20 protein-coding genes are annotated in these 21491 nt (G+C 47.6%); 10 read left to right on the top strand and 10 right to left on the bottom strand.

Annotated features, from left to right (window positions below):
- From MJ769_RS08905 to MJ769_RS08875, 7 genes are all read left to right on the top strand, one after another.
- Entirely contained in the window at positions 1–1956 is a 1956-nt protein-coding gene (locus MJ769_RS08905) for a bifunctional 3-phosphoshikimate 1-carboxyvinyltransferase/cytidylate kinase (protein ID WP_256445705.1), read from the top strand.
- Between the two features lie 124 nt (positions 1957–2080).
- Positions 2081–3811, top strand: a complete 1731-nt coding sequence (rpsA, locus tag MJ769_RS08900) for a 30S ribosomal protein S1 (protein ID WP_239236478.1) — start codon at positions 2081–2083, stop codon at positions 3809–3811.
- 12 nt (positions 3812–3823) lie between these two features.
- A complete protein-coding gene (locus MJ769_RS08895; RefSeq protein WP_239236476.1) occupies positions 3824–4111 on the top strand; it encodes an integration host factor subunit beta in 288 nt (95 codons plus the stop codon).
- A gap of 139 nt (positions 4112–4250) precedes the next feature.
- Positions 4251–4538, top strand: a complete 288-nt coding sequence (locus tag MJ769_RS08890) for a LapA family protein (protein ID WP_239236475.1) — start codon at positions 4251–4253, stop codon at positions 4536–4538.
- Between the two features lie 237 nt (positions 4539–4775).
- Positions 4776–5951, top strand: coding sequence for a lipopolysaccharide assembly protein LapB (gene lapB / locus MJ769_RS08885; RefSeq protein ID WP_239236473.1), 1176 nt, complete (start codon positions 4776–4778; stop codon positions 5949–5951).
- The gene (pyrF, locus tag MJ769_RS08880; protein WP_239236471.1) at positions 5948–6649 is read left to right on the top strand and encodes an orotidine-5'-phosphate decarboxylase; all 702 of its coding nucleotides are present in this window, start codon (positions 5948–5950) and stop codon (positions 6647–6649) included. Before lapB ends, pyrF begins: the two co-directional genes overlap by 4 nt.
- 118 nt (positions 6650–6767) lie before the next feature.
- Entirely contained in the window at positions 6768–7541 is a 774-nt protein-coding gene (locus tag MJ769_RS08875) for a hypothetical protein (protein ID WP_239236464.1), read from the top strand.
- 101 nt (positions 7542–7642) lie between these two features.
- Here MJ769_RS08875 and MJ769_RS08870 read toward each other — a convergent pair whose 3' ends face one another.
- From MJ769_RS08870 to MJ769_RS08840, 7 genes are all read right to left on the bottom strand, one after another.
- Complete coding sequence (locus tag MJ769_RS08870) at positions 7643–8458, bottom strand: ferritin-like domain-containing protein (RefSeq protein WP_239236462.1); 816 nt, start codon at positions 8456–8458, stop codon at positions 7643–7645.
- A gap of 3 nt (positions 8459–8461) precedes the next feature.
- On the bottom strand, positions 8462–9787 hold the full coding sequence (rlmD, locus tag MJ769_RS08865) for a 23S rRNA (uracil(1939)-C(5))-methyltransferase RlmD (protein ID WP_239236460.1): 1326 nt from the start codon (positions 9785–9787) through the stop codon (positions 8462–8464).
- A 1-nt stretch (position 9788) separates the two neighbouring features.
- Positions 9789–10175, bottom strand: a complete 387-nt coding sequence (locus tag MJ769_RS08860; RefSeq protein ID WP_239236451.1) for a VanZ family protein — start codon at positions 10173–10175, stop codon at positions 9789–9791.
- 2 nt (positions 10176–10177) lie between these two features.
- Positions 10178–10963 (bottom strand): 3'-5' exonuclease, encoded by a 786-nt coding sequence (locus MJ769_RS08855; RefSeq protein WP_239236449.1) that lies wholly within the window; start codon positions 10961–10963, stop codon positions 10178–10180.
- Positions 10964–11110: 147 nt separating this feature from the next.
- Positions 11111–11527: a YdbL family protein gene (locus MJ769_RS08850; RefSeq protein ID WP_239236447.1), complete on the bottom strand. Its 417-nt coding sequence runs from the start codon at positions 11525–11527 to the stop codon at positions 11111–11113.
- Complete coding sequence (locus tag MJ769_RS08845; RefSeq protein WP_239236445.1) at positions 11524–11733, bottom strand: hypothetical protein; 210 nt, start codon at positions 11731–11733, stop codon at positions 11524–11526. The genes MJ769_RS08850 and MJ769_RS08845 overlap by 4 nt, the downstream gene beginning before the upstream one ends.
- A gap of 12 nt (positions 11734–11745) precedes the next feature.
- Positions 11746–13761: a hypothetical protein gene (locus MJ769_RS08840; protein WP_239236443.1), complete on the bottom strand. Its 2016-nt coding sequence runs from the start codon at positions 13759–13761 to the stop codon at positions 11746–11748.
- 75 nt (positions 13762–13836) lie between these two features.
- On the opposite strand from MJ769_RS08840, the gene MJ769_RS08835 reads away from it, so the two are divergent.
- Positions 13837–14268: a DUF192 domain-containing protein gene (locus MJ769_RS08835; protein WP_239236441.1), complete on the top strand. Its 432-nt coding sequence runs from the start codon at positions 13837–13839 to the stop codon at positions 14266–14268.
- Between the two features lie 60 nt (positions 14269–14328).
- Here the strand turns inward: MJ769_RS08835 and sodB are convergent, their stop codons facing one another.
- The 3 genes from sodB to ettA form a co-directional block, all read right to left on the bottom strand.
- A complete protein-coding gene (sodB, locus tag MJ769_RS08830; RefSeq protein WP_239236439.1) occupies positions 14329–14907 on the bottom strand; it encodes a superoxide dismutase in 579 nt (192 codons plus the stop codon).
- Between the two features lie 275 nt (positions 14908–15182).
- Positions 15183–16517, bottom strand: coding sequence for a lipase family protein (locus MJ769_RS08825; RefSeq protein WP_239236438.1), 1335 nt, complete (start codon positions 16515–16517; stop codon positions 15183–15185).
- A gap of 876 nt (positions 16518–17393) precedes the next feature.
- The gene (gene ettA / locus MJ769_RS08820) at positions 17394–19058 is read right to left on the bottom strand and encodes an energy-dependent translational throttle protein EttA (protein ID WP_239236436.1); all 1665 of its coding nucleotides are present in this window, start codon (positions 19056–19058) and stop codon (positions 17394–17396) included.
- Positions 19059–19661: 603 nt separating this feature from the next.
- On the opposite strand from ettA, the gene MJ769_RS08815 reads away from it, so the two are divergent.
- Together MJ769_RS08815 and MJ769_RS08810 are read left to right on the top strand one after the other, a co-directional pair.
- On the top strand, positions 19662–20414 hold the full coding sequence (locus MJ769_RS08815; RefSeq protein WP_239236435.1) for a hypothetical protein: 753 nt from the start codon (positions 19662–19664) through the stop codon (positions 20412–20414).
- Between the two features lie 123 nt (positions 20415–20537).
- Positions 20538–20930 (top strand): hypothetical protein, encoded by a 393-nt coding sequence (locus MJ769_RS08810; RefSeq protein WP_239236433.1) that lies wholly within the window; start codon positions 20538–20540, stop codon positions 20928–20930.
- The last annotated feature ends 561 nt before the right edge of the window (positions 20931–21491 follow it).

The following is a 21491-nucleotide window of genomic DNA, read 5'->3' as shown; positions in this document are numbered from 1 at the left end:
ATGACATATCAAAAATTTATCACTCTTCCTCCCATGTTGAGCGCCCAAGGTACTGTGCGTCTTCCCGGTTCAAAAAGTATTTCCAATCGCATGCTGTTGCTCTCTGCATTGTCTGATGGGGTAACAGAAATCCGTGATCTTTTGCATTCGGATGACACAGAGCACATGCTGACAGGATTGCGTACTTTGGGCGTAACAGTCGATGCATTGGGATGCAATGCTTATCGTGTGCACGGGTGTGCTGGCAATTTTCCGGTTAAGAATGCCGAGCTGTTTCTTGGGAATGCGGGCACAGCTTTTCGCCCTTTGACAGCTGCGCTGGCATTGGCAGGAGGGCATTATCGATTGTCTGGCGTTCAGCGCATGCACGAGCGACCTATCGCTGATTTAGTGGATGCCTTGCGTGGGTTGGGTGCGGATATTCGATATCTGGGTATGGAAGGTTTTCCGCCGCTCGAAATACATCCTGCTACGGTGCTTAACGGCAACCGCATCGCGGTGCGTGGCGATGTTTCCAGCCAGTTTCTCAGCGCTTTACTGATGGCACTGCCATTGGTGCGAAGTGCAACCACGGTGGAGGTGAAAGGCGAGCTCATTTCCAAGCCCTATGTCGAAATTACACTGGCAATGATGGCGCGGTTTGGTGTGCAGGTTGTACGAGACGGCTGGAGTTCGTTTACGATTCCTGCTGATAGCAAGTATGTCGCGCCGGGTCTAATTTATGTCGAGGGCGATGCCTCATCCGCTTCGTATTTTTTAGCTGCGGGCGCCATTGGTGGTGGCCCAGTGCGCGTTGAGGGTGTGGGTCATGATAGCATTCAGGGCGATGTGCGTTTTGTCGAAGCATTACAGCTAATGGGCGCGCGCATCGCAATTGGGCCGGACTGGATGGAAGCACGTACACCGGAAAGCGGCAGAATGAAAGGTATAGACCTGGATTGCAATCACATCCCCGATGCGGCGATGACGCTGGCGGTGTGCGCATTGTTCGCCGACGGTGTAACCACGCTGCGGAATATCGCTAGCTGGCGTGTAAAGGAAACCGATCGCATTGCAGCGATGGCCGCTGAATTGCGTAAATTTGGCGCAACGGTGGAGGAGGGCGCAGATTTCATTCGCATCATCCCTCCTCAAACCTCGATCTTAGCGTCTCAAAGCTCGATCGATACCTACGATGATCATCGCATGGCAATGTGTTTCTCACTTGCCGCATTTAGTCAGACGGGCGCGAGTATCAACGACCCACAATGTGTCGCCAAGACCTTTCCGGATTACTTTGAATGTTTTGCCAGGGTGGTTAAGGCAGTGCCAGTCATTGCCATTGATGGCCCTTCTGCTTCCGGCAAAGGTACCGTTGCTCAGCTGGTTGCAGTGCAGCTTGGATTTCATTATCTTGATAGCGGTGCCTTGTATCGCCTGTTGGCGCTAGCTGCAAAACAGCATGGAGTGGCGTTGGATGCGGAAGAGCAATTGGCGGATCTGGCGGCGCGCATGGATATACGTTTTGAGGGAATGGATTCCTGGCTGGATGGCGTGAAAGTGAATGATGAGTTGCGTTCCGAGCAATCAGCAGTTGCGGCGTCCAGAGTGGCAATTTTGCCATCGGTGCGTACTGCATTATTGGATAGGCAACATACTTTCCGGCGGGCACCAGGATTGGTTGCAGATGGACGCGATATGGCGTCAGTGGTGTTTCCTGATGCAATTTTGAAAATATTTCTGACCGCTAGTGCAGAGGTTCGCGCTGAGCGGCGTTATAAACAGTTGATGGAAAAAGGAATGGGTGCTAGTATTTCAAACCTTTTAGAAAATATTAATGCGCGCGACGAGAGAGATAGCCAGCGTAGCGTGGCTCCATTGCAACAGATGTCCGGAGCACGTTTGCTTGATACTACCAATTTAACTATTGAGCAGGCGGTGCAGGAAGTGCTGGCTAGTTACTATTCCATGCATTGAGTTCCGCGCATGTGTTCGATATGGAAGTTGTTTGAATGTACGTTTGATAGCCCCGCAATGAATCATCGTTCGGGTTTTTTAACCAGCCCCGCCAGAAGCGGGTTTGTCTTGGGTATCTTTATAAATGAATGCTAACGCTGCTGTAGTTGAAAACGATCTGGAAAGTTTTGCCTCCCTGTTTGAAGAAAGTCTGACGCGCAAGGAAATGCGCGCGGGCGAGTTGGTCACTGCGCATGTTGTGCGCATCGATCATAATGTGGTGGTGGTGAATGCCGGTCTGAAGTCCGAAAGTTTTATCCCCGTCGAGGAATTTTTCAATGCTGCAGGCGAGATTGAAGTAAAAGCTGGCGATTTCGTCACTGTGGCGATTGAATCGCTGGAAAATGGTTACGGTGAAACCAAACTGTCACGCGAGAAGGCCAAGCGCCTCGCTGCTTGGATTGAGTTGGAAGAAGCGATGAAAGAAGGCAGAATCGTAGAAGGTTATGTCAGCGGTAAAGTTAAAGGTGGTCTGACTGCTATGGTGAATGGTATACGCGCATTCTTGCCTGGCTCACTGGTGGATATCCGTCCAGTCAAGGACACCGCACCTTATGAAAACAAGACGATGGATCTCAAGATTATCAAGCTTGATCGTAAGCGTAATAATGTGGTTGTTTCGCGCCGTGCGGTGCTGGAAGCAAGCCATGGAGCAGACCGTCAGGCAATGATGGAAAACTTGAAGGAAGGCGCGATCGTCAAAGGTATTGTAAAGAATATTACCGATTATGGCGCGTTTGTAGATCTGGGTGGTATTGATGGCCTGCTTCATATTACCGATTTGGCTTGGCGTCGTGTCAAACATCCTTCAGAAGTGCTGGCGGTAGGCGATGAAGTGGAAGCAAAAATACTTAAGTTCGACCAAGAGAAGAACCGTGTTTCTCTCGGTATCAAGCAGATGGGCGATGACCCTTGGACCGGTTTGGAACGCCGTTATCCACAAGGTACTCGGCTGTTTGGCAAGGTGACTAACCTGACTGACTATGGCGCGTTCGTAGAAATCGAACAGGGGATTGAGGGCTTGGTGCACGTGTCCGAGATGGATTGGACAAACAAGAACGTACATCCCTCCAAGGTGGTGCAACTGGGGGATGAAGTTGAGGTTATCATTCTGGAAATAGATGAGCAGAGACGACGTATCTCTCTTGGTATGAAACAGTGTAAATCTAACCCTTGGGACGATTTTGCTCTGAATCAGAAAAAAGGCGATAAAGTAAAAGGCCAGATCAAGTCGATTACAGATTTTGGTATTTTCATCGGCTTGGAAGGTGGAATTGATGGTTTGGTACATTTGTCTGACCTTTCTTGGTCTGTGCCTGGCGAAGAAGCTGTGCGCAATTACAAAAAAGGTGACGAACTTGAGGCCGTGGTGCTGGCAATTGATGTAGAGCGTGAGCGCATTTCGTTAGGCGTCAAACAAATGGATGGCGACCTCTTTAATGGTTATATCGCAACTCATGACAAAGGCAGTGTAGTAAACGGTGTGATTAAGGCAATTGATGCCAAAGGCGCTACCGTTACCTTGGATGGTGATGTTGAAGGCTTCCTTAAGGCTTCAGAGGTGTCTGCTGACCGTGTCGAGGATATGCGTAATCATTTGAAAGAAGGCGATGCAGTGAAGGCTTTGATTATTAACGTGGATCGCAAGAATCGCGGCATTAATTTGTCAATCAAGGCGTTGGACAAGGCTGATGAAATGGCAGTAACGCAGAAATTTACTGCACCTGCTGCTGACAATTCATCTATAGCTGGAACGACCAATTTGGGTGCCTTGCTTAAGGCTAAGATGGATACAAGCAAGATTGACGCAGAATAAGGAGTGATAAGAATGACCCGATCTGATCTTATCGCTAAGTTGGCGGAGCGTTATCCGCAACTATTGGCCAAGGATGCCGATCTGGCTGTTAAAGTGATCCTTGATGCTATGGCAGGAACCTTGGCGAGGGGCGGGCGCATTGAAATCCGCGGCTTCGGCAGCTTTGCACTAAACTATCGCCCACCGCGGATAGGACGCAATCCAAAATCAGGTGATAAGGTGCAAGTTCCGGCCAAGTATGTGCCGCATTTCAAGGCAGGGAAAGAGTTACGTGAGCGGGTTGACTACACTTCCTCCTGAGTTTTATTTGAGACATAAGGTCAGTTTAGTCGTAAATATTATTTTGCAGTAATAAAATTGGCGGCCTGTCGCAAGATAGTGCCGTCAATTTTTTGCTCATTTTTGCTATTGTCGTAACGAAAAATATTGTAGGTAGATTATGCGCTATATGATTTGGTTGTTGCGTGCAGTATTGTTTCTCATTCTTCTTGGTTTTGCCATGAAGAATGACCAGCCTGTGGTGTTCCACTATTTTTTTGGTTATGAATGGAAAACTTCACTGATACTCATTCTGTTTCTTTTTTTTGCAGTGGGCATGAGCGTAGGTGTGCTCGCCGTGCTGGGCAATATTTTCCGGCAGCGTAAGGAAATCGCCATTCTAAAGCGAGAGTTGCGTCTGAAAAACAAACTTGTCAGTGTTGCCAATATTAACTTGGATATTCCATGAACTGATGTACGCTGAGACAGTTTTACATGGACTATCATTTGATAGTGGATTGCGCAGTTTTAATGATTGATGACTTTTGTAGACGATGCAAGACTAAGGTTCCCCTCGGGCGAGGCATACATTGCCCCTCTCTTCTAAACGTTCCTGGCAAATAAAATTCTGTGTAACTATCACTCTATTTATGAAATGCTTAGGTTGACTAATTGCATATACCCTTTGTAACCTGATCTATCGATTATGGAATTTGAGCTGTGGATGCTGCTGGTTTTTCCGCTATTTTTCGGGATGGGCTGGATGGCAGCGCGCATAGATATCAAGCAAATGTTGTTTGAATCGAGTGCTCTGCCGCGCTCCTATTTTCAAGGGCTGAACTTCTTGCTCAATGAGCAACAGGATAAAGCTATTGAGGCATTTATTGAGGTGGTCAAGGTTGATCCACAGACGATTGAACTGCACTTTGCGTTAGGTAGTTTATTCCGCCGCCGCGGCGAGGTAGACCGCGCCATTCGTATGCATCTGAATTTGATAGAGCGCGCCGACCTGGAAGAAGACAAGAAGCAACAGGCGCTATTTGAGCTGGCGCAAGATTACCTTAATGCCGGAATATTAAATCGAGCCGAGGAGTTGTTTCTTAAATTACAAGCTACATCCTATGCTAATGCAGCGCTAAACTTTTTACTCGAGTTGTATCAAAAGGAAAAGGACTGGTTCAAGGCGATTGACGTGACACAGCGTCTGACAGTGTTATGCGGTCAACCTCAAGGTAAAGAAGCTGCATTTTTCTATTGCGAACTGGCTGCCGCTGAATTGACTCAGCAACGAATCGAGGCCGCGCGCATCCATCTGGAGCAGGCTCTGGAAGCAAATCCTCAGTCGGTGCGTGCCACCATTATGCTGGGCGATATCGAAAATGCGGCGCAGCATTTTCTAGGCGCCATTGAAATCTGGCAGCGCATCGAACAACAGAACCCGCAGTATCTGCCCTTGGTGGCTGAACGTCTGCTACGGGCTTATCGTCAAGCTAGGCGTGTAGATGCTGGCATAGACATGTTGCAGGGTTATCTGATCAAATACCCGTCATTAGATTTGATGAACGTGCTGTTTGATGCCGTACTACAGCGTGATGGTGCTGAAGCGGGATATAGGCTGGTGCGTGATGAACTGCAGCGCAACCCTACATTACTTGGTTTGGATAAATTGCTGGAGGCACGGTTACTGGGAGTATCAATCGAACACCGCGCTGATGTTGAAATGGTGAAAAATTTGGTGCATCAACGCACGCGCACACTGGCAATGTACCGTTGTGCCAATTGTGGCTTTAAGGCGCGTCAGTTTTACTGGCATTGTCCGGCATGTCATGGGTGGGAAACCTATTCCCCTCGCAGAAGCGAAGAAAATGGACTAATAATATGAACGACCCTAAAATAATTGTCGCGCTTGATTATTCTGATGCACAACCTGCACTGGAATTGGTAGCACGATTGGAGCCTGGGTTATGTCGCCTCAAGGTGGGAATAGAATTGTTCAACACAGCAAAGCCTCAATTGATCGAACTGCTAATGCAGCGTGGTTTTGAAATATTCCTTGATCTGAAATTTCATGATATTCCGAATACGACGGCTCAGGCATGTAAAGCTGCAGCTGAATTAGGAGTATGGATGGTTAATGTGCATGCACTGGGTGGACGCAAGATGATGGAAGCGGCGCGTGACGTAATGAGCCGGTATACCAACTCGCCTAAGCTGATTGCCGTGACATTACTTACCAGTATGGCGCAGGGAGATTTTGCCGATCTGGGGATTGCAGCTACTCCCGCCGATATGGTGTTGCGTTTGGCTAGGCTTGCCCGCGATAGCGGGCTAGACGGTGTTGTATGTTCTGCGCAGGAGGCTGCTTTGCTGCGCCAGCATTGTGGAAACGAATTCTGTTTAGTTACGCCTGGCATTCGTTCAGCCGATGCTGTTGCGGATGATCAATCGCGCGTTATGACGCCATGTGCCGCACTGGATCAAGGAGCGAACTATCTGGTCATTGGCCGCCCTATCACCCGCGCCGCTGATCCGTTACAGGCATTGCAGAATATTATTAAACAGATCGAGAAGACAGAATGAATTTTTCCTTCCCATTATTCTTACACGCGTAGCCGTTAGCTGTTCATAATACATTTATGATTTTGCTTGTCATTCTGCTGGCTGGAACTGGTGTGACGTGTAACTATATACAAGCTGTATGACGAAAAAAAAAGAAAAATCAGAAACGAATCCTTATGAAGGAACAGATGAACGCGTAATTTTGTGTATGAAATGGGGTGTTAAGTACGGCCCTGAATACGTTAACAGGTTATATGCGATGGTGACACGGCATTTGCGTGGACCGTTTCGCTTTGTCTGTTTGACTGATCGAAATGAAGGCGTACGTGCCGAAGTGCAGTGCCTGCCCATTCCTGATTTGGCTTTGCCAGATGGAATTCCCGAGCGTGGTTGGAAAAAGCTAACTACCTTCGAGGCCGACCTGCACGGATTACAGGGCACCGCGTTGTTTCTGGATCTTGATGTGGTGATCGTTGATGATATTGACTGCTTTTTCGAGCCACCGGGCGAATTTCTTATTATTCATGATTGGAAACGACGTTGGCGCATCACAGGCAACTCATCGGTTTACCGCTTTCGCCTCGGCGCGCATGCTGGCTTGTTGACCGAGTTCAGGGCAAAACAGGCTGATATCCGACGTAACTTCCGGCATGAGCAGGCATTTCTCTCTGACTGGTTGCATCGCCAGGGTAAGCTGAACTATTGGCCCGATGCTTGGTGCCGCAGCTTTAAATATCATTGTATTCCGCGTTGGCCATGCAACTACTGGTGTGCCCCAACAATTCCAGAGGGCGCGCGCATCCTGATTTTTCATGGCGAAGTCAACCCACCCGATGCGTTGGCCGGACGGCGTAACCGAAGGTTCCGCTACGTGCAAGCCGCACCTTGGGTATCTAAGTACTGGACCGAATAAATTCCCACAACAAAATGAGCAGGCTTTTTTCATGAGCGTGAAGCTGCGTCCATTACGCTCTATTTCCTCATGATATTCTGGATAAATTTACTGAGTAGCCGTCATTTAACAGCCATCAAAGCTATCAGTTCGCCTTCACTAAATCCCGCCGCCCGCCTTGCTTCAATATTAAACGGCCCACGTAGTGTCGGTGCCTTGTAAATTTCTGCAAGCGAGGCATAGGTCGACACGGGCTCTAGGCCGCGTGTTTCGCAAACCCAGTTATACCAGCGGTTGCCAATTAATACGTGACCAATCTCATCTGCAAGAATAATGTCAATAATTTTAGCTGCCGCAATTTCGCCTGCTTGCGCAAGCTTGGCTCGCAGAGGTGGGGAGGCATCCAGGCCGCGTGCCTCCATAGTGCGCGGAACCAGTGCCATACGGGCGAGGATATCACCAGTGGTTTTTTCGACCATCTCCCAAAGACCGTTGTGTGCTGCAAAGTCGCCGTAGGCATAACCTTTCGTACCCAGATGGGCAGAAAGTAAAGAGAAATGTCGAGCTTCTTCAGCCGCCACCTTGAGCCAGTCGATATAATATTCGCGCGGCATTTTCGGGAAGCGCCAGATAGCGTCCAAGGCCAGGTTGATAGCATTAAATTCGATATGTGTCAGCGCATGAATCAGCGCAGCACGACCTTCTTCAGTGTGCATAGACCTGCGTGGCACTTCCAGGTATGAAACAAGCTCAGGAAGTAACGGGTGGCCGGGGATGAGGCGCAGTGTGGTCAGGGGTGCGTCAGTCTCCAGAATGATTTCGTCTTTCTTCCATGCTTGAGCTAACGCAATGACGCCCGCAGATTTTAGAACATGATCTGTCTCGGCCAGCCAATGAAGTGCTGCCAAGCGCAGTTCTTTAGGAACATCAAAAAGCATGTGTTAAGCCTGCATTTTTTCAAACAGCGCAATGGATTCGACATGAGAGGTATGCGGGAACATATTCATCACGCCTGCTGCCTTTAGTACATAACCCTTCTGATGCACTAATATTTCGGCATCACGCGCCAGTGTTGCGGGGTTGCATGAGACATACACAATGCGACTCGGCGCATCAGTGCCCAGCGCCTTGACCAGTTCAAACGCGCCGTCGCGAGGCGGGTCAATTAACATTTTGTCGAAATGACCTAACTGTGCCAATGCTGCTTCATCTATCTCAAACAAATTCATTGCGCTGAATTGGGTGTTGTCCACCAAGCCATTTAACGCGGCATTCTGTGCGGCACGCTGTACCAGCGTCGCGCTACCTTCGATGCCCACTACCTGAGCACCACTGCGCGCAATGGGCAGTGTGAAGTTGCCCAGTCCGCAGAATAAATCCGCGATGCGTTCGTTCGGTTGAGGGTTAAGTAAACGGACGGCACGGCTCACCATGACGCGATTCATATCCGCATTGACCTGGGTAAACTCAGTCGGTGCGAATGGCATGGTAATTCCGAACTCTGGCAGGCTGTATGTCAGTGGTGGTGCGTCCAGGGGATAAAATGGCACCGCAGTTTCCGGTCCTTTGGTTTGCAGCCAAAACTGTACCGCATGGGTATCGGCGAACTGTTTGATGGCCTCTTCGTCAGTTGGCGAAAGTGCTTGTAAAATGCGCAGCACCAGCACTGACACATGCTCGCCGACAGCCACTTCGATTTGCGGCAATGCGTCGCGAGTTGTAAATTTTTCATTCAACTGTCCCAGCAGTGGCAAAAGCTTGGCAATTTTAGGCGACAGGATTTCGCAATGCTGCATGTCCGCCACATAGCCGCCACGCTTTTCGCGAAAGCCTACCAGTGTCTTGCCCTTCTTCAATACATGGCGCACCGAAAGCCGCGCCCGCTGCCGGTAGCCCCATGACTGACCGTAGATCGGCTGCAAAATAGTCTGGGCCTTGACCTTGCCGATGTGCCACAGATTGTCTTCCAGTATGCGCTGCTTGGCGGCAACCTGAGCACGGGCATCCATATGCTGCATGGAACAGCCCCCACATACGCCGAAATGCTTGCATTTAGGCTGGACGCGCATGAAAGTTGGCTTAATTACTTGGCCGAGTTGCGCTATCTCGAAGCTGGTTTTTTTACGATATGACGAATAGGTGACGCGCTCACCTGTCAGCGCGCCTTCGATAAAAATTACTTTACCATCCGCATGCGCAATGCCGCGACTTTCGTAATCAAGCGATTCAACAACAACGCTGTTTGCGTGTACGGATCTATCAGTCATCTCATTCTGCAATTTTAAAAAATTTAGTTTCCAGCATGACACCGATCCGATCCAAGCCTAAACTTATAAAAAACAAGCTTAAAAGCACACCAGCACTATTTGCCAGCATGTCGGCATAATCAAAAATTCGGTAAGCGGTCATGCGCTGTAAATATTCTATTCCGACACCCGTAGCGACCAGCAGAGTCGCTATAAGAATACGGGGCGTCCGTTGTTGGTAAACCTGACAGAACCACAACATCAGAAAACTATATGCCAGTGCGTGTTCCAGCTTGTCAGCATGTAAAAAATGCAGCGGTTCTGGAGGGTGGGGCGTAAGAGAAAGATACATGGTCATGGCAACCCATACTGCCCCCAGCGCAAGCCAGATACGACGAAGCTTGTGCATGGTTATATTTTTACGATTGGCCAAGCAGCGAGATATTCCATCCAGTGAGATTCGGGAGATTTGCTCAAGGTACTCCGCACCAGTTCACATTCCTGCTCGTAACGAGCAGGCGTGAATTGACCACGCATCAACTGAAAGCGCGCATAGACCAAATAAGTATTGACCACATCGGTCTCACAGTAATTTCGGATTTCACTCAGCTTGCCCTGCTGATAAGCATCCCACACCTTGCTACCGTCCATACCCAGTTTGCCGGGAAAACCGATTAATTTGGCCAGGTCATCCAGCGGGGCATTGGCACGGCCTGTATACAGTGCAAGCAAATCCATCAAATCAAGATGTCGTAAATGATAACGGCTGATATAGTTATTCCATTTGAAATTCTTGTCATCCTCTCCCATATCCCAATAATTTGCGCATTGAACACCGTGGATCAGGCCGCGATAGTGCAGCACCGGCAGGTCAAAACCACCACCATTCCAAGACACTAATTGCGGGGTATATTTGTCGATGCCGTCAAAGAAACGTTGAATGAGGGCGCTCTCACCGTCTTCCAGTCCGCCCAGTGACCACACGCGGAAATTGTCGCCCTCGCGCAATGCGCACGAAATAGCCACTACGCGATGCAGATGATGTTGCAAGAAATCACTACCTGTCTTCTGGCGGCGTATCTGAAAGGCCATCTCTGCCACATCCCCATCGTTGACTTGTTCGTCAAGTTCATACAGGGTACGAATCCCGGCAATGTCGGGAATAGTTTCGATATCAAAAACAAGAACAGGGGTCATCAACACCAATGGTATTGCAAAGTTGGAGTGAATGAAAACATTAACAAGATCCCATAGAATTATAAAGTGATTGAGTATTTACAAGGAAAATTGACTCCTGATACTCAACTTACTAGTGAGTTGGGTATCAGTTTTATAGTTTGCCAGTTACTTTCTTGACCAAGTGCCGCCGCTCTGTACCCACCAACCCGCTTGGGCACGCTGTATCCAGCGTTGTGCGAACGTACTGCGGATGTCACCTTCCCACTCGGGATGCGCGTTAGCGCGAGCAATCTCGGCATACAACGCCTTACGGTCCTGATTCTCCGCTGCAACCAGCCCATTGACCTTCTGACGGGCGGCCAGTGGAACGGCGTTGGCATCGCGTAAGGCAACCATGCCATCAGAAGTTATCCCGACCGCGCCGCTGGCATAAAACGCTGCCAACTCTGTATGGCGTTGTTGCATTGACTGCTTCAAAGCAACAACGCCAGGCGTATTGATTTCGATGTTTACCTGTGCCGATGCAGCGGTAGAAACACACAGAGCAAACAGTGCAAAACAAAACTTAATTAAGTTGTTCATATTGCTTTCTCCTTTTTAGTTTCAGGTGCAACAGATGCAGGCTTGTCAGATTTGGGAGCCGTAACAGATTTCTCGGTTTGCCAAATTTCGTCGATTATTTTGTCAGCTGCCTTTTCCGCTTCTGCGGCGGGGAAATAAATATTGATGGTGACGCAGGCGCTCATTGCTATGCCTGCCAAAGGTAGTATGGTCCAAATTTTTTTCATAGTGCCCATCCTTTATTTGATCACAGCTTTATTGTCCTGCAAGACCCTCTTTAAGCGGGTTATTAGTTCACTCCAGTCTACCTTGCGATTGTAGCCCATCACAGTGATGGCGGGAATACCGCCACCTTTTACTATCGTGAAAGCGTTGCCTCGATCTTCAGTCCCTGCCATCGTACATATGTTATTGCGCAGCGCACAACTCAACCCGATGCTGTCATAGCCAAAACTCTTAAAAATTCGCAGAAAGCTGCGTTGCAAGGCAGCTCCTCCACCTGCGCCTCCCAACGAAGAAATATTCTCTACTGCCTTTTGACTGATTCTCTTGCGATATTTTCCAGGACTGCTCCCCAACTTCGCATCAAAACGTACTGGATGCCAGCTCACCAGTTCGAGATTGTGCACTCCTAAGTCAATACGTCCCTGAATATTGCCGAAAGAAAAGGTGCGCGTTAGGAGGTCTAGATCCAGTCCTTGCATATCTAAATTACCAGATAGGCGAGGTGCGAGGCCAAAAGGATCAAATAACTTCAAGTTATTTGCCAATACCTCCCCATCAAATACTTTAAACAACAAGGTGCCATCTACCTTTAACAATTTGTGCTGGTAACTCACTTTGGGAATAGAGCCTGAAAGTGAGCCATGCATCTCAGGCCAATGTAATGCAGCACTGAGCTTCTGCATGGAAATTGAAGTAAGTTTACTAGCAAAATCCCACTCCCACACTTCATTTACGCTTTGCAAATGGAAGTCGCTCACTTCTAACTTACCGTCAAGTAGGGGCAGTGTGGCGGTTGGCAGAATGAAACTCTTCCCGCGCATCTGTATTTGCCATTGCGTTGCACCCAGTGGCAACCCCATCAATTCGCCGTCGGCAAAGGCCATATGCGCTTCACTTTGCTGTTGGGCATGCCATGGAATGTCCGCATTAATGCCGTGCAGTGCAAAGCGTTTCTTACTATCCACTATCGCCACATCATGCAGCTTAACGTGCAAGGCCTGGGTGGCACCATTGCGATATTGCCAGTCCACATCAGCACGCCCTTTCGGCTCTGCCGCCGTCACAGCATCCTTTACCATAAATGGTTTGGCGTAATCACTAAAGGCATTTGCTAGCGACAGATTTTTGCCAACTACACGGGCTTCCAATAAATTACTTTTTTTAACATCCCACAGTGCGTTCAACTCAACCTTGCCTACCTCTGGAAGATTAGCCACAGCCTGTGTCACGTTTAGTTGTGCACCATCCCACTGGCCAGAGGCTTGAAGCGTATGCCCGCCGCGCAAATACAACGGTTGCCAGAACAGCTCACCACTCTGCCAATCGAGTGCGCCACGCCAATTCCATTTTTGGCTTGTGTGAGTAGCATCTACATGCAGTTTGCCTGTCAATTTTTCGGCAGCATGCAAACCACTCGCATCCGCAGCAGCTATACCAGCTAAATGCACATCAGCATTGATCTGCCTTACTCCCGCTTTATCACCACTCACCACCAAGGTGCCAATGAGGGTGCCCTGAGTAGGCAATGGGCCATCGGGTGGAAGCCAGTCAGCCAAGCGCTTAACTTGAGCATTGCGTAACTGTACAGTTGCACGCCACGGCTGCGCGCGGAAATCAGCGCTTACCTGCCACAACTCATTTGCTTTAGCGGAAAATCGTAAATCCAATCGTTGCGCGGCAAACTCGTAACTAAATGTGAATGGCATGTCTGGAATTGCGTCCAGCTTACCTTTATGGCATGTCACGCGATCTGAACTAAGTATAAATTCTGCACAATGCACGTGTACCTTGTGCCATGTATTGTCTGCCATATGCAATTTATCTATGCTAAATTCTGCCGAACCCTTTTGCGCCAATACCACTTTAATTCCGCGTGCGGTAAAGCTTGATGCAGTAACGTCCGCCACGTTTAATGTAATTTGTACAGCATAGAGGGGAACAGGCAAAAAAAACAGACAAAAACTCAATAAGCCGGATAGGCGGCAACTTGGCAGGCGGAATGTGGTATAAATAATTATCTTGTTTAACATGTGGCTGCTCAATTCCATGATACCAAACCAGGCTTGATGTCAGTTAAACCAGTCATATAAATTTACGGTACCAATATGAGATTTTTTTTCGCGCTATCGGCGTTATTCTTTTTTGCCTTGCAACCAGCCTGGGGTGAAAAAATTTCACTGAAGATTGGTAAAAACAATATTTTTGCTGAAACAGCCAACACCCCGCAAAGCCGTAACCAGGGACTTATGCAGCGCAGTTTTCTGTGCCCTAATTGTGGAATGTTATTTATCTTTAAAAAGGCTGACAGACATGGCTTCTGGATGAAGAACACGTTACTGCCTTTAAGTATTGCTTTCATCGCTGCAGATGGCTCTATTCTCAACATTGAAAAAATGCAGCCTAACACCTTAGATCCACACCACGCTCAAGGTGATGCATTGTATGCGCTGGAAATGAATAGCGGCTGGTTTGCCCGAAATGGCATCAAGCAAGGAATAAGAGTTCAAGGATTAAGGCAGGCTCCCGTAGGCCAATAACCTCTCTGAATTAAAAAATCCCGGCGAGTCCCGGGATTTTTTTCGTTCAAGCTTTAGAAATTAAGCGTGGTTCTTCGCTACAAAATCCCAGTTAACCAAGCCCCAGAAGCTTTCAACATACTTGACGCGGGCGTTGCGATAATCAATATAGTAGGCGTGTTCCCACACGTCACAAGTCAATAATGGCTTGTCAGCACCGGACAAAGGTGTAGCGGCATTACTGGTGTTAACGATGTCCAGCGAGCCATCGGCCTTCTTCACCAGCCATGTCCAGCCAGAGCCAAAGTTACCCAGGCAAGAAGCAGAAAATGCTTTTTTAAAATCTTCGAAACTGCCCCATTTTTTGTTGATACCGTCCGCCAACGCTCCAGCCGGCTCACCGCCACCGTTAGGCTTCATGCCATTCCAGTAAAAAGTATGGTTCCAAACTTGGGCGGCATTGTTGAAAATTCCACCACTAGCTTTTTTAACTATCTCTTCCAGTGTGGCGTTCTCAAATTCAGTGCCTTTAATCAAGTTGTTGAGATTTGTCACATAGGTTTGGTGATGTTTACCATAGTGATACTCCAGCGTTTCCTTGGAAATATGCGGTGCTAGTGCGTCCATCGCGTAAGGTAGTGCAGGTAAAGTATGTTCCATCTGGTTCTCCTCAATTTAAGTTTCAAGTGGTTCAAAATTACAGCCGAATAACAACCCTTAGGGCTTGAAAATCGACATCAAGATAAAGGCTAGTTGGTTTTCTCCCATTCTAACAGCCTGCCAGACATAGAGACTCAAAAACTGATTCTTAAAGACGGGGCTGCTTAAAAACGGTCTATAGCCTTGAATCACGTTTTTGCTGGTGGCATTCGGCTTCGACCTCTTCATGTAATGATACCTAAACTAAGTATCGTGTCCCCAGAACGCTTACTGATTTAGCGCATATCCTGTCTCAGTTTTTGTACAAAACCAATGGTCAGTAGCACAATCAGCCCGTAACCGACGGGTCGAATCTCCGGGGTTAAAAATGTTATCGACCAAAGCATCGCCACAAAAAACCCCAGCAGCATCGCTAAGGCCAAGATGCATACTACGGTCAGCCGCAACGTCCATCCTTTTGTTCTCTCCTTCGGGAATTCATCACGCGTCGGAACGGGTTGCGCAAACGTCATAAACGACGGTAGCGGTAGCGTGCTGCGAGGAGGGTCGTTTGGCCGTGGATCCTGAATGGCATCCAGTACGGCGTCGTGCCGGGCAATAGCGTCGCGAAACGACAATGCACCGCCAAATGCATTCTGATACCCGATCATTCGGTGACTGAGTCCGCCTTGCTTAATTTTCTCGGCCCCGTAGAAAAACACCTTCAGGTACGGAATCCAGCCTGAAAGGGTATTGATCAGTGTTTCCACCACGCCTGGGTTCGTTGCAGGACCGAGCATGTAGTTGGGTGTACTGAAGTGCCGCAATGGTTTGTCGGAGCCTGTTTTCAGCTCGCTCGCATCTTGTCCGCAATGTCTGAACCCCATCCAGTTCGGACACACCTTTGGGACGATGTCATCCTTGATCCGCGTTTGCCAGGTGACATCGCGCAGACTAACTGTGCCTTGCTCCCCTTGAATGTTGGCGGGCAGGGCGTTGTAATATTCTACAAATCGCTTTGACCCCACCTTCGGTGCGCCAAAGGTCAAAACGGCTTCGATTCCGATCGCGCCTCTTTGAGAGATAGAACGAGCCGCCAGCACGCCAATGGCACCACCCAGTGAATGTCCGGTGACGACCAGAGCGGGGACTACACCCGCAATCTCATCAAGCCAGGGACTGACAACATGCGACAAGCCGTCCCAACAACGCGAGAACCCAAAATGAATGTCATCCCTGGTTTTTGAGAAACGAAAATTGGCATCCCAGTCCAGACTGTCGTCCGATCCACGAAACACCAGCCACGCTCTGCCATCGAGTACAAAACCCAGCGCAATTTTCGAGTTGTCCCATATGCCGTGTGAAAACGGATCGTGCCAGGACGGATTGAACCCCCGGATGTGCGTCGCATTTTCTAACTCCAGGATTTTCTGCAATCCCCTGAGGCTATAACAGTAGATAAGTGCAGACAGGCCGGCCGCCATGCACCGCAATTCGCCCATCATCTGTTTGTTGTCTACTGTACCGGAGGATGGCCGTGAGGCTGCCAAACCGCCAAATCGCAGGGGTCTTCTTTGAACAGTCGCGGAATTGGCTGCGGTGAGCCTGGGCGCTGTAGTCATAAATTCCATGATGAATACATTCTAATTCAGCGCGATACCCGGTGTAAATTTAAGGGTGCCTCTAAAAATTCAATTTTCTAGACAAGACAAGGCGCGAGTAAAAAATTTGAGCGCGGCATATAGTTGATATGTAAGCGATAATTTTTTTCGAGTAACGCAGTATTGTGACGAAAATTGGATTTTTAGAGTTGCCCTTAAGCCTCGTCCGATTATCTGTTCTGCCTACGTTAATAAAATTGTCACTTGCTAACGGTCTGCCTGTATTCAAAATGACTTTCAAATAGTTTGTCCAGTACTCGTTGCGACTGCTTTCAATAGAACGTCTGAAAGAGCTAGAGTCCGTATAACGATTAAGTTTACTAGATTAGTTACATGCCTCAGCTGGGTACAATTTTTACTTGCAGGCTCATGTGATGAGCTACTGAGGGGGTAATAATAGGTGTCGAGTCCGGTTTGAATATGTTACCAAAGAGAGCATTGCTGGTACTTCAACAAGCACACCTACAACATTTGCCAAGGGGGTAAGCAGACATTTCACCGCAAGGTGGAAGCTCGCAAAATCCCCCCGCGCTCAGCTAAATTTTAGCTACAACTCTGAGCTTCTTGCAAAACTATTTTTGCTAAAAATGCTTAAAAAATCAGCAATTTTTTGATGTTACTTGATGAAAGTTGCAGTTTTATAGCCGGGTAAACGGTTGCTAAAAGTGCGCAATAAATCACAAATCCTCCCAATCGCGTCAAATGGGCTTTTGGTGAGTTTTTGACTATTTTGACCACAAGTTGACGATGACACCGTTTTAGCGCATGCAAGGCTGGTTATAAAAATTACGACTACTTTTGCAAGAGGCTCCTCTTTAAGACCGACAGGCTATTAGCCAACAAAACTTATCGACTAATCGGTTTATAGCGAATCCGCTTAGGCTTCGCACCTTCCTCACCCAAGCGCTTCCTTTTATCAGCTTCATACTCCTGATAATTACCATCGAAAAATGTGACCTGCGAGTCGCCTTCAAAGGCGAGAATATGAGTCGCTATGCGATCCAAAAACCAGCGATCATGCGAGATAACCAGCACGCAACCGGCGAATTCCAGCAGTGCGTCTTCAAGTGCACGCAGGGTTTCCACGTCGAGGTCATTGGAAGGTTCATCCAGCAACAGGACATTGCCTCCCGAGATAAGGGTTTTCGCCAAGTGTAGACGACCCCGTTCGCCACCTGAAAGATTACCGACCAGCTTTTGCTGATCTCCACCCTTGAAGTTGAAGCGGCCGATGTAGGCGCGCGATGGCGTCTCAAATTTACCCACGGTTAGGATGTCATTACCGCCGGAAATTACATCGAACACAGTCTTATCGTTCTCCAGCACATCGCGCGATTGATCTACATGAGAAATTTTAACTGTTGAGCCGATTTTTATATCGCCTGAATCCGGCGTTTCTTTTCCCGTCAGCATGCGAAACAGCGTTGATTTACCCGCGCCGTTGGGCCCAATAATACCAACGATAGCGCCGGGCGGAATCTTGAGGCTGAGATTGTCAATCAGCAGTCGGTCGCCATATGCTTTAGAAACATTATCAAACTCGATAACTTCATTACCCAACCTGTCCGCCACGGGAATAAAGATTTCCTGGGTCTCATTGCGCTTTTGATATTCCTGCGAATTTAATTCTTCAAAGCGGGCAATACGCGACTTTGATTTAGCCTGCCGTCCCTTGGGATTCTGACGCACCCATTCCAGCTCCTTGCTCAGCGCCTTCTGGCGTGCGGACTCAGAGGACTCTTCTTGCTTGAGCCTCTCTCCTTTCTGCTCCAACCAACTTGAATAATTTCCCTTCCACGGAATGCCGTGGCCACGATCAAGCTCCAAAATCCACTCAGCGGCATTATCAAGGAAGTAGCGGTCATGCGTCACCGCAACTACGGTGCCGGGAAAGCGCAAAAGAAATTGCTCAAGCCATTCTACCGATTCAGCATCCAAATGGTTGGTCGGCTCATCCAGCAACAGCATATCTGGTTTGGACAAGAGTAACTTGCACAACGCTACACGACGCTTCTCACCACCCGAGAGATTCTTGACAACAGCATCCCACTCGGGCAAACGTAACGCATCGGCAGCAATTTCCATTTGTTGATCCGCGTTGCCGTCACTGGCAGCGATGATGGCTTCGAGTCGCGCCTGCTCGGTGGCCAACGCATCAAAGTCAGCATCGGGATCAGCATAAGCGGCATACACATCATCCAATTGTTTTTGCGCACTGAATACTTCGCCCAACCCTTCCTGAACAGCTGCACGCACGGTATCTTCCGGATTGAGTTGCGGCTCTTGTGGCAGATAGCCGATATTCAAGTTCGGCATTGGAGTAGCTTCGCCTTCGAAATCCTTGTCTACCCCGGCCATGATCTTCAGCACAGTAGATTTGCCCGAGCCATTCAGTCCAAGTAGACCGATTTTGGCACCGGGGAAGAAACTGAGGGAAATATTCTTGAGAATTTGGCGTTTGGGCGGAACGACCTTACCCACGCGATTCATGGTAAAAACGTATTGGGCCATAGTGTCTGTTTTGTATTGGATAATTAATTTAGATGTGTAAGCTTAACCCAATGGCCCAAATTTTGGGAGTCTGTTAAGTGACGGGGAGGTAAATGCAAATAGGTAACTCCGACTGATCATCTGGCAACGAGTGGAGACCATGCTGCCAGTTTCTTATCATTCTGAAAGTTAGTGCAGTCCTTCATGAGCGAGTTGGCGATCTGCATCTGGGGTAGTGTTGGAATGTGGGAACTGACCCGAATGGCACTTACTTAAGCCAAGTACATTGAAAAAAGAGTAACTTGCAGATAATAATGACCGGAAAATCACCTAAGAAGCCAGCGATTTATTGCCGTATAACTCAGTTCTAAATTGTACCAAGTGTTTTTTGTCCAGTTCTTTAATTACGTAACTTACTGTTTTATTTATGTATCAATCCTTAAGTAAGTGCCATTCGGAACTGACCCCGTGTGTTTTGAATGCACGATGGATTATCGCATTCACAAAATCAGATTGCACAGCAACCTTTTACTGGTAACGTTGCACAAATAGGCGGTTATCTGGGGTAGTATGCCAATTTTGTTGGAATCGCTTCGAGTAAATTTGGGTGGACAAGGGGACAGCATGAGAACTATAGCAAGCCTAACGACGCACATTATTATTCCGTTCCGTTTGTGGTTGGTGAATCAAGACGGAAAGTATGTCGGTGCAGGTTCGCTGAAAGATTTCGAAGAGCGCTTGGAAAATTCCCAATGGGATTCAAAAAATAACGCCGTTAAACATAATCCCAACGATGAAGATAATCCCAGCGATGAAGATCTTTATCGTGATAGCCACGATTATCAGGCGTACAACTATTTCCATCCCTTCGTCCGGCGTTTTTGGTATGACAAAAATAAGGTGGCTCGCTTCCAGCGCACCGACATCAAGAAACTTCATGTTCGTCTGTCTGGTTTTGGTATGCCCAGTGATCCGATTGAATTCGAGGTAAAGCAATGTGAACTAATCCGGTTTGACCCACATATTGGCCTATTGCATATTTCGCTTAAATCAACTGGAAAACTTCCTCTTAGTATTGTGCAAGCTAGTCTGGATCAGATAAGAAGAATTTACCCGCCGTACTTTGACAGTGACAGAAATAACAAAAAAGAAGAAATTTGGAAAGGTGGTCATTACCCGCTTGAGGTGCGCTTAATTGGTAAGAAAGGTGAACTGGTTACCAGTTCGTTTCCGGACAATGAACAAGACAGTAAGGCAGAACGCAATAAGTTGCTTGAAACCGCGCAATCGTTCCGTAAAAAACGTAATGAGGTGAACAGTTATGAACCTCAATCTTACCTTTGGGCAGAACACTGGCGCTATTTAACGGTGGAATAAGCCCAAATGAATCAGAGCGAAGATACAAATTAAGCTACAAAATTGTGGCCAATTTTACTTGACCACTACATGAGAAATCTTTATAAGCATTTTATGACTTCTACAATAAAGAGATATGCACAAATGAACAAAAATCACTTAATAGCACTTTTATTGTTTTCATTGCTAGGGTGTTCATCAAACGCCAAAAAAGATGATAATAAATACTACTTCAATACTCATATTACACAAAACAACGTTAAAGAATTTTCAATTTCTAAAGAGTTTAAAGAACGAAACGAGCAAAAATCTTCTAGTCGTGAAGGTAGAAGGGGTGGTGGGCGTGGAGAACGAAATCAAAATAGTGACCGGACAGGAACAGATAAAAACAGTAAATTTTATATTCAATTAGAAGTAGCATTAGAAAAAGAATTAGCAATCAGCAATTATTGTACTTCAGGTTATACAGAAATTGAACGACACAGTAGCCAAGGTTTTTATTCAATTCGCGGACAATGCAACGAATTAAACGAATGAATGGGTAAACAGGGATAATAATTTAAGCTCGTCAGAGATTAAATTAAGAGCTGATGTTAAACGCTTTCATGCACTTAGTGGTGGCTCTGCGGGTGCTAGAAGCCTATCTGATATGGTGACGAACATTTGGGGTCAGAGTAGTATTAATTGGCACTGTCTGTCTTCTTTTGTGGTCGCCCTGCCTTTCTTGGCGTTACTCGTCTATTCGTTAATGTTTCTATCTGCGATTTAAAACCAAAAGCACGGGGTCACCCATTAGCCTCCCCTAAGTCAAGAGCACAAAAAAATACTCGCAAACAACCGCGATAAAAATTTACTGCTCTGGCCATCACCTTTATTTTGCAAAACGGTTTCGCGCCCTTTGCTTCATCGTGTGGTTGCGTGAATCGCACCAGTCACCCATGTGGATCAAGCGAAAGTGGTGTTGCTCGTTTCGCCCTGACAGTCAAACTGTCCCAGAAGCATCTCGGTACCGTCTCGCGTCCAATCAAAAGCGCGGGGTCAGTTCTCTTAAGAAACAATTTTAACATATTGATTTAATTTTGTTTTAATTCTGCACTT

Source organism: Candidatus Nitrotoga sp. BS (genome assembly GCF_927797785.1).
GTDB lineage: Bacteria > Pseudomonadota > Gammaproteobacteria > Burkholderiales > Gallionellaceae > Nitrotoga.
The sequence above is the reverse complement of the archived record's forward strand: the minus strand, read 5'-3'. Positions and strand labels throughout refer to the sequence as shown.

Coding starts and splice junctions, on each gene's coding strand:
- MJ769_RS08905 (WP_256445705.1), top strand. CDS start 1: ATGACATATCAAAAATTTATCACTCTTCCTCCCATGTTGAGCGCCCAA.
- rpsA (WP_239236478.1), top strand. CDS start 2,081: ATGAATGCTAACGCTGCTGTAGTTGAAAACGATCTGGAAAGTTTTGCC.
- MJ769_RS08895 (WP_239236476.1), top strand. CDS start 3,824: ATGACCCGATCTGATCTTATCGCTAAGTTGGCGGAGCGTTATCCGCAA.
- MJ769_RS08890 (WP_239236475.1), top strand. CDS start 4,251: ATGCGCTATATGATTTGGTTGTTGCGTGCAGTATTGTTTCTCATTCTT.
- lapB (WP_239236473.1), top strand. CDS start 4,776: ATGGAATTTGAGCTGTGGATGCTGCTGGTTTTTCCGCTATTTTTCGGG.
- pyrF (WP_239236471.1), top strand. CDS start 5,948: ATGAACGACCCTAAAATAATTGTCGCGCTTGATTATTCTGATGCACAA.
- MJ769_RS08875 (WP_239236464.1), top strand. CDS start 6,768: ATGACGAAAAAAAAAGAAAAATCAGAAACGAATCCTTATGAAGGAACA.
- MJ769_RS08870 (WP_239236462.1), bottom strand. CDS start 8,458: ATGCTTTTTGATGTTCCTAAAGAACTGCGCTTGGCAGCACTTCATTGG.
- rlmD (WP_239236460.1), bottom strand. CDS start 9,787: ATGACTGATAGATCCGTACACGCAAACAGCGTTGTTGTTGAATCGCTT.
- MJ769_RS08860 (WP_239236451.1), bottom strand. CDS start 10,175: ATGCACAAGCTTCGTCGTATCTGGCTTGCGCTGGGGGCAGTATGGGTT.
- MJ769_RS08855 (WP_239236449.1), bottom strand. CDS start 10,963: ATGACCCCTGTTCTTGTTTTTGATATCGAAACTATTCCCGACATTGCC.
- MJ769_RS08850 (WP_239236447.1), bottom strand. CDS start 11,527: ATGAACAACTTAATTAAGTTTTGTTTTGCACTGTTTGCTCTGTGTGTT.
- MJ769_RS08845 (WP_239236445.1), bottom strand. CDS start 11,733: ATGAAAAAAATTTGGACCATACTACCTTTGGCAGGCATAGCAATGAGC.
- MJ769_RS08840 (WP_239236443.1), bottom strand. CDS start 13,761: ATGTTAAACAAGATAATTATTTATACCACATTCCGCCTGCCAAGTTGC.
- MJ769_RS08835 (WP_239236441.1), top strand. CDS start 13,837: ATGAGATTTTTTTTCGCGCTATCGGCGTTATTCTTTTTTGCCTTGCAA.
- sodB (WP_239236439.1), bottom strand. CDS start 14,907: ATGGAACATACTTTACCTGCACTACCTTACGCGATGGACGCACTAGCA.
- MJ769_RS08825 (WP_239236438.1), bottom strand. CDS start 16,517: ATGGAATTTATGACTACAGCGCCCAGGCTCACCGCAGCCAATTCCGCG.
- ettA (WP_239236436.1), bottom strand. CDS start 19,058: ATGGCCCAATACGTTTTTACCATGAATCGCGTGGGTAAGGTCGTTCCG.
- MJ769_RS08815 (WP_239236435.1), top strand. CDS start 19,662: ATGAGAACTATAGCAAGCCTAACGACGCACATTATTATTCCGTTCCGT.
- MJ769_RS08810 (WP_239236433.1), top strand. CDS start 20,538: ATGAACAAAAATCACTTAATAGCACTTTTATTGTTTTCATTGCTAGGG.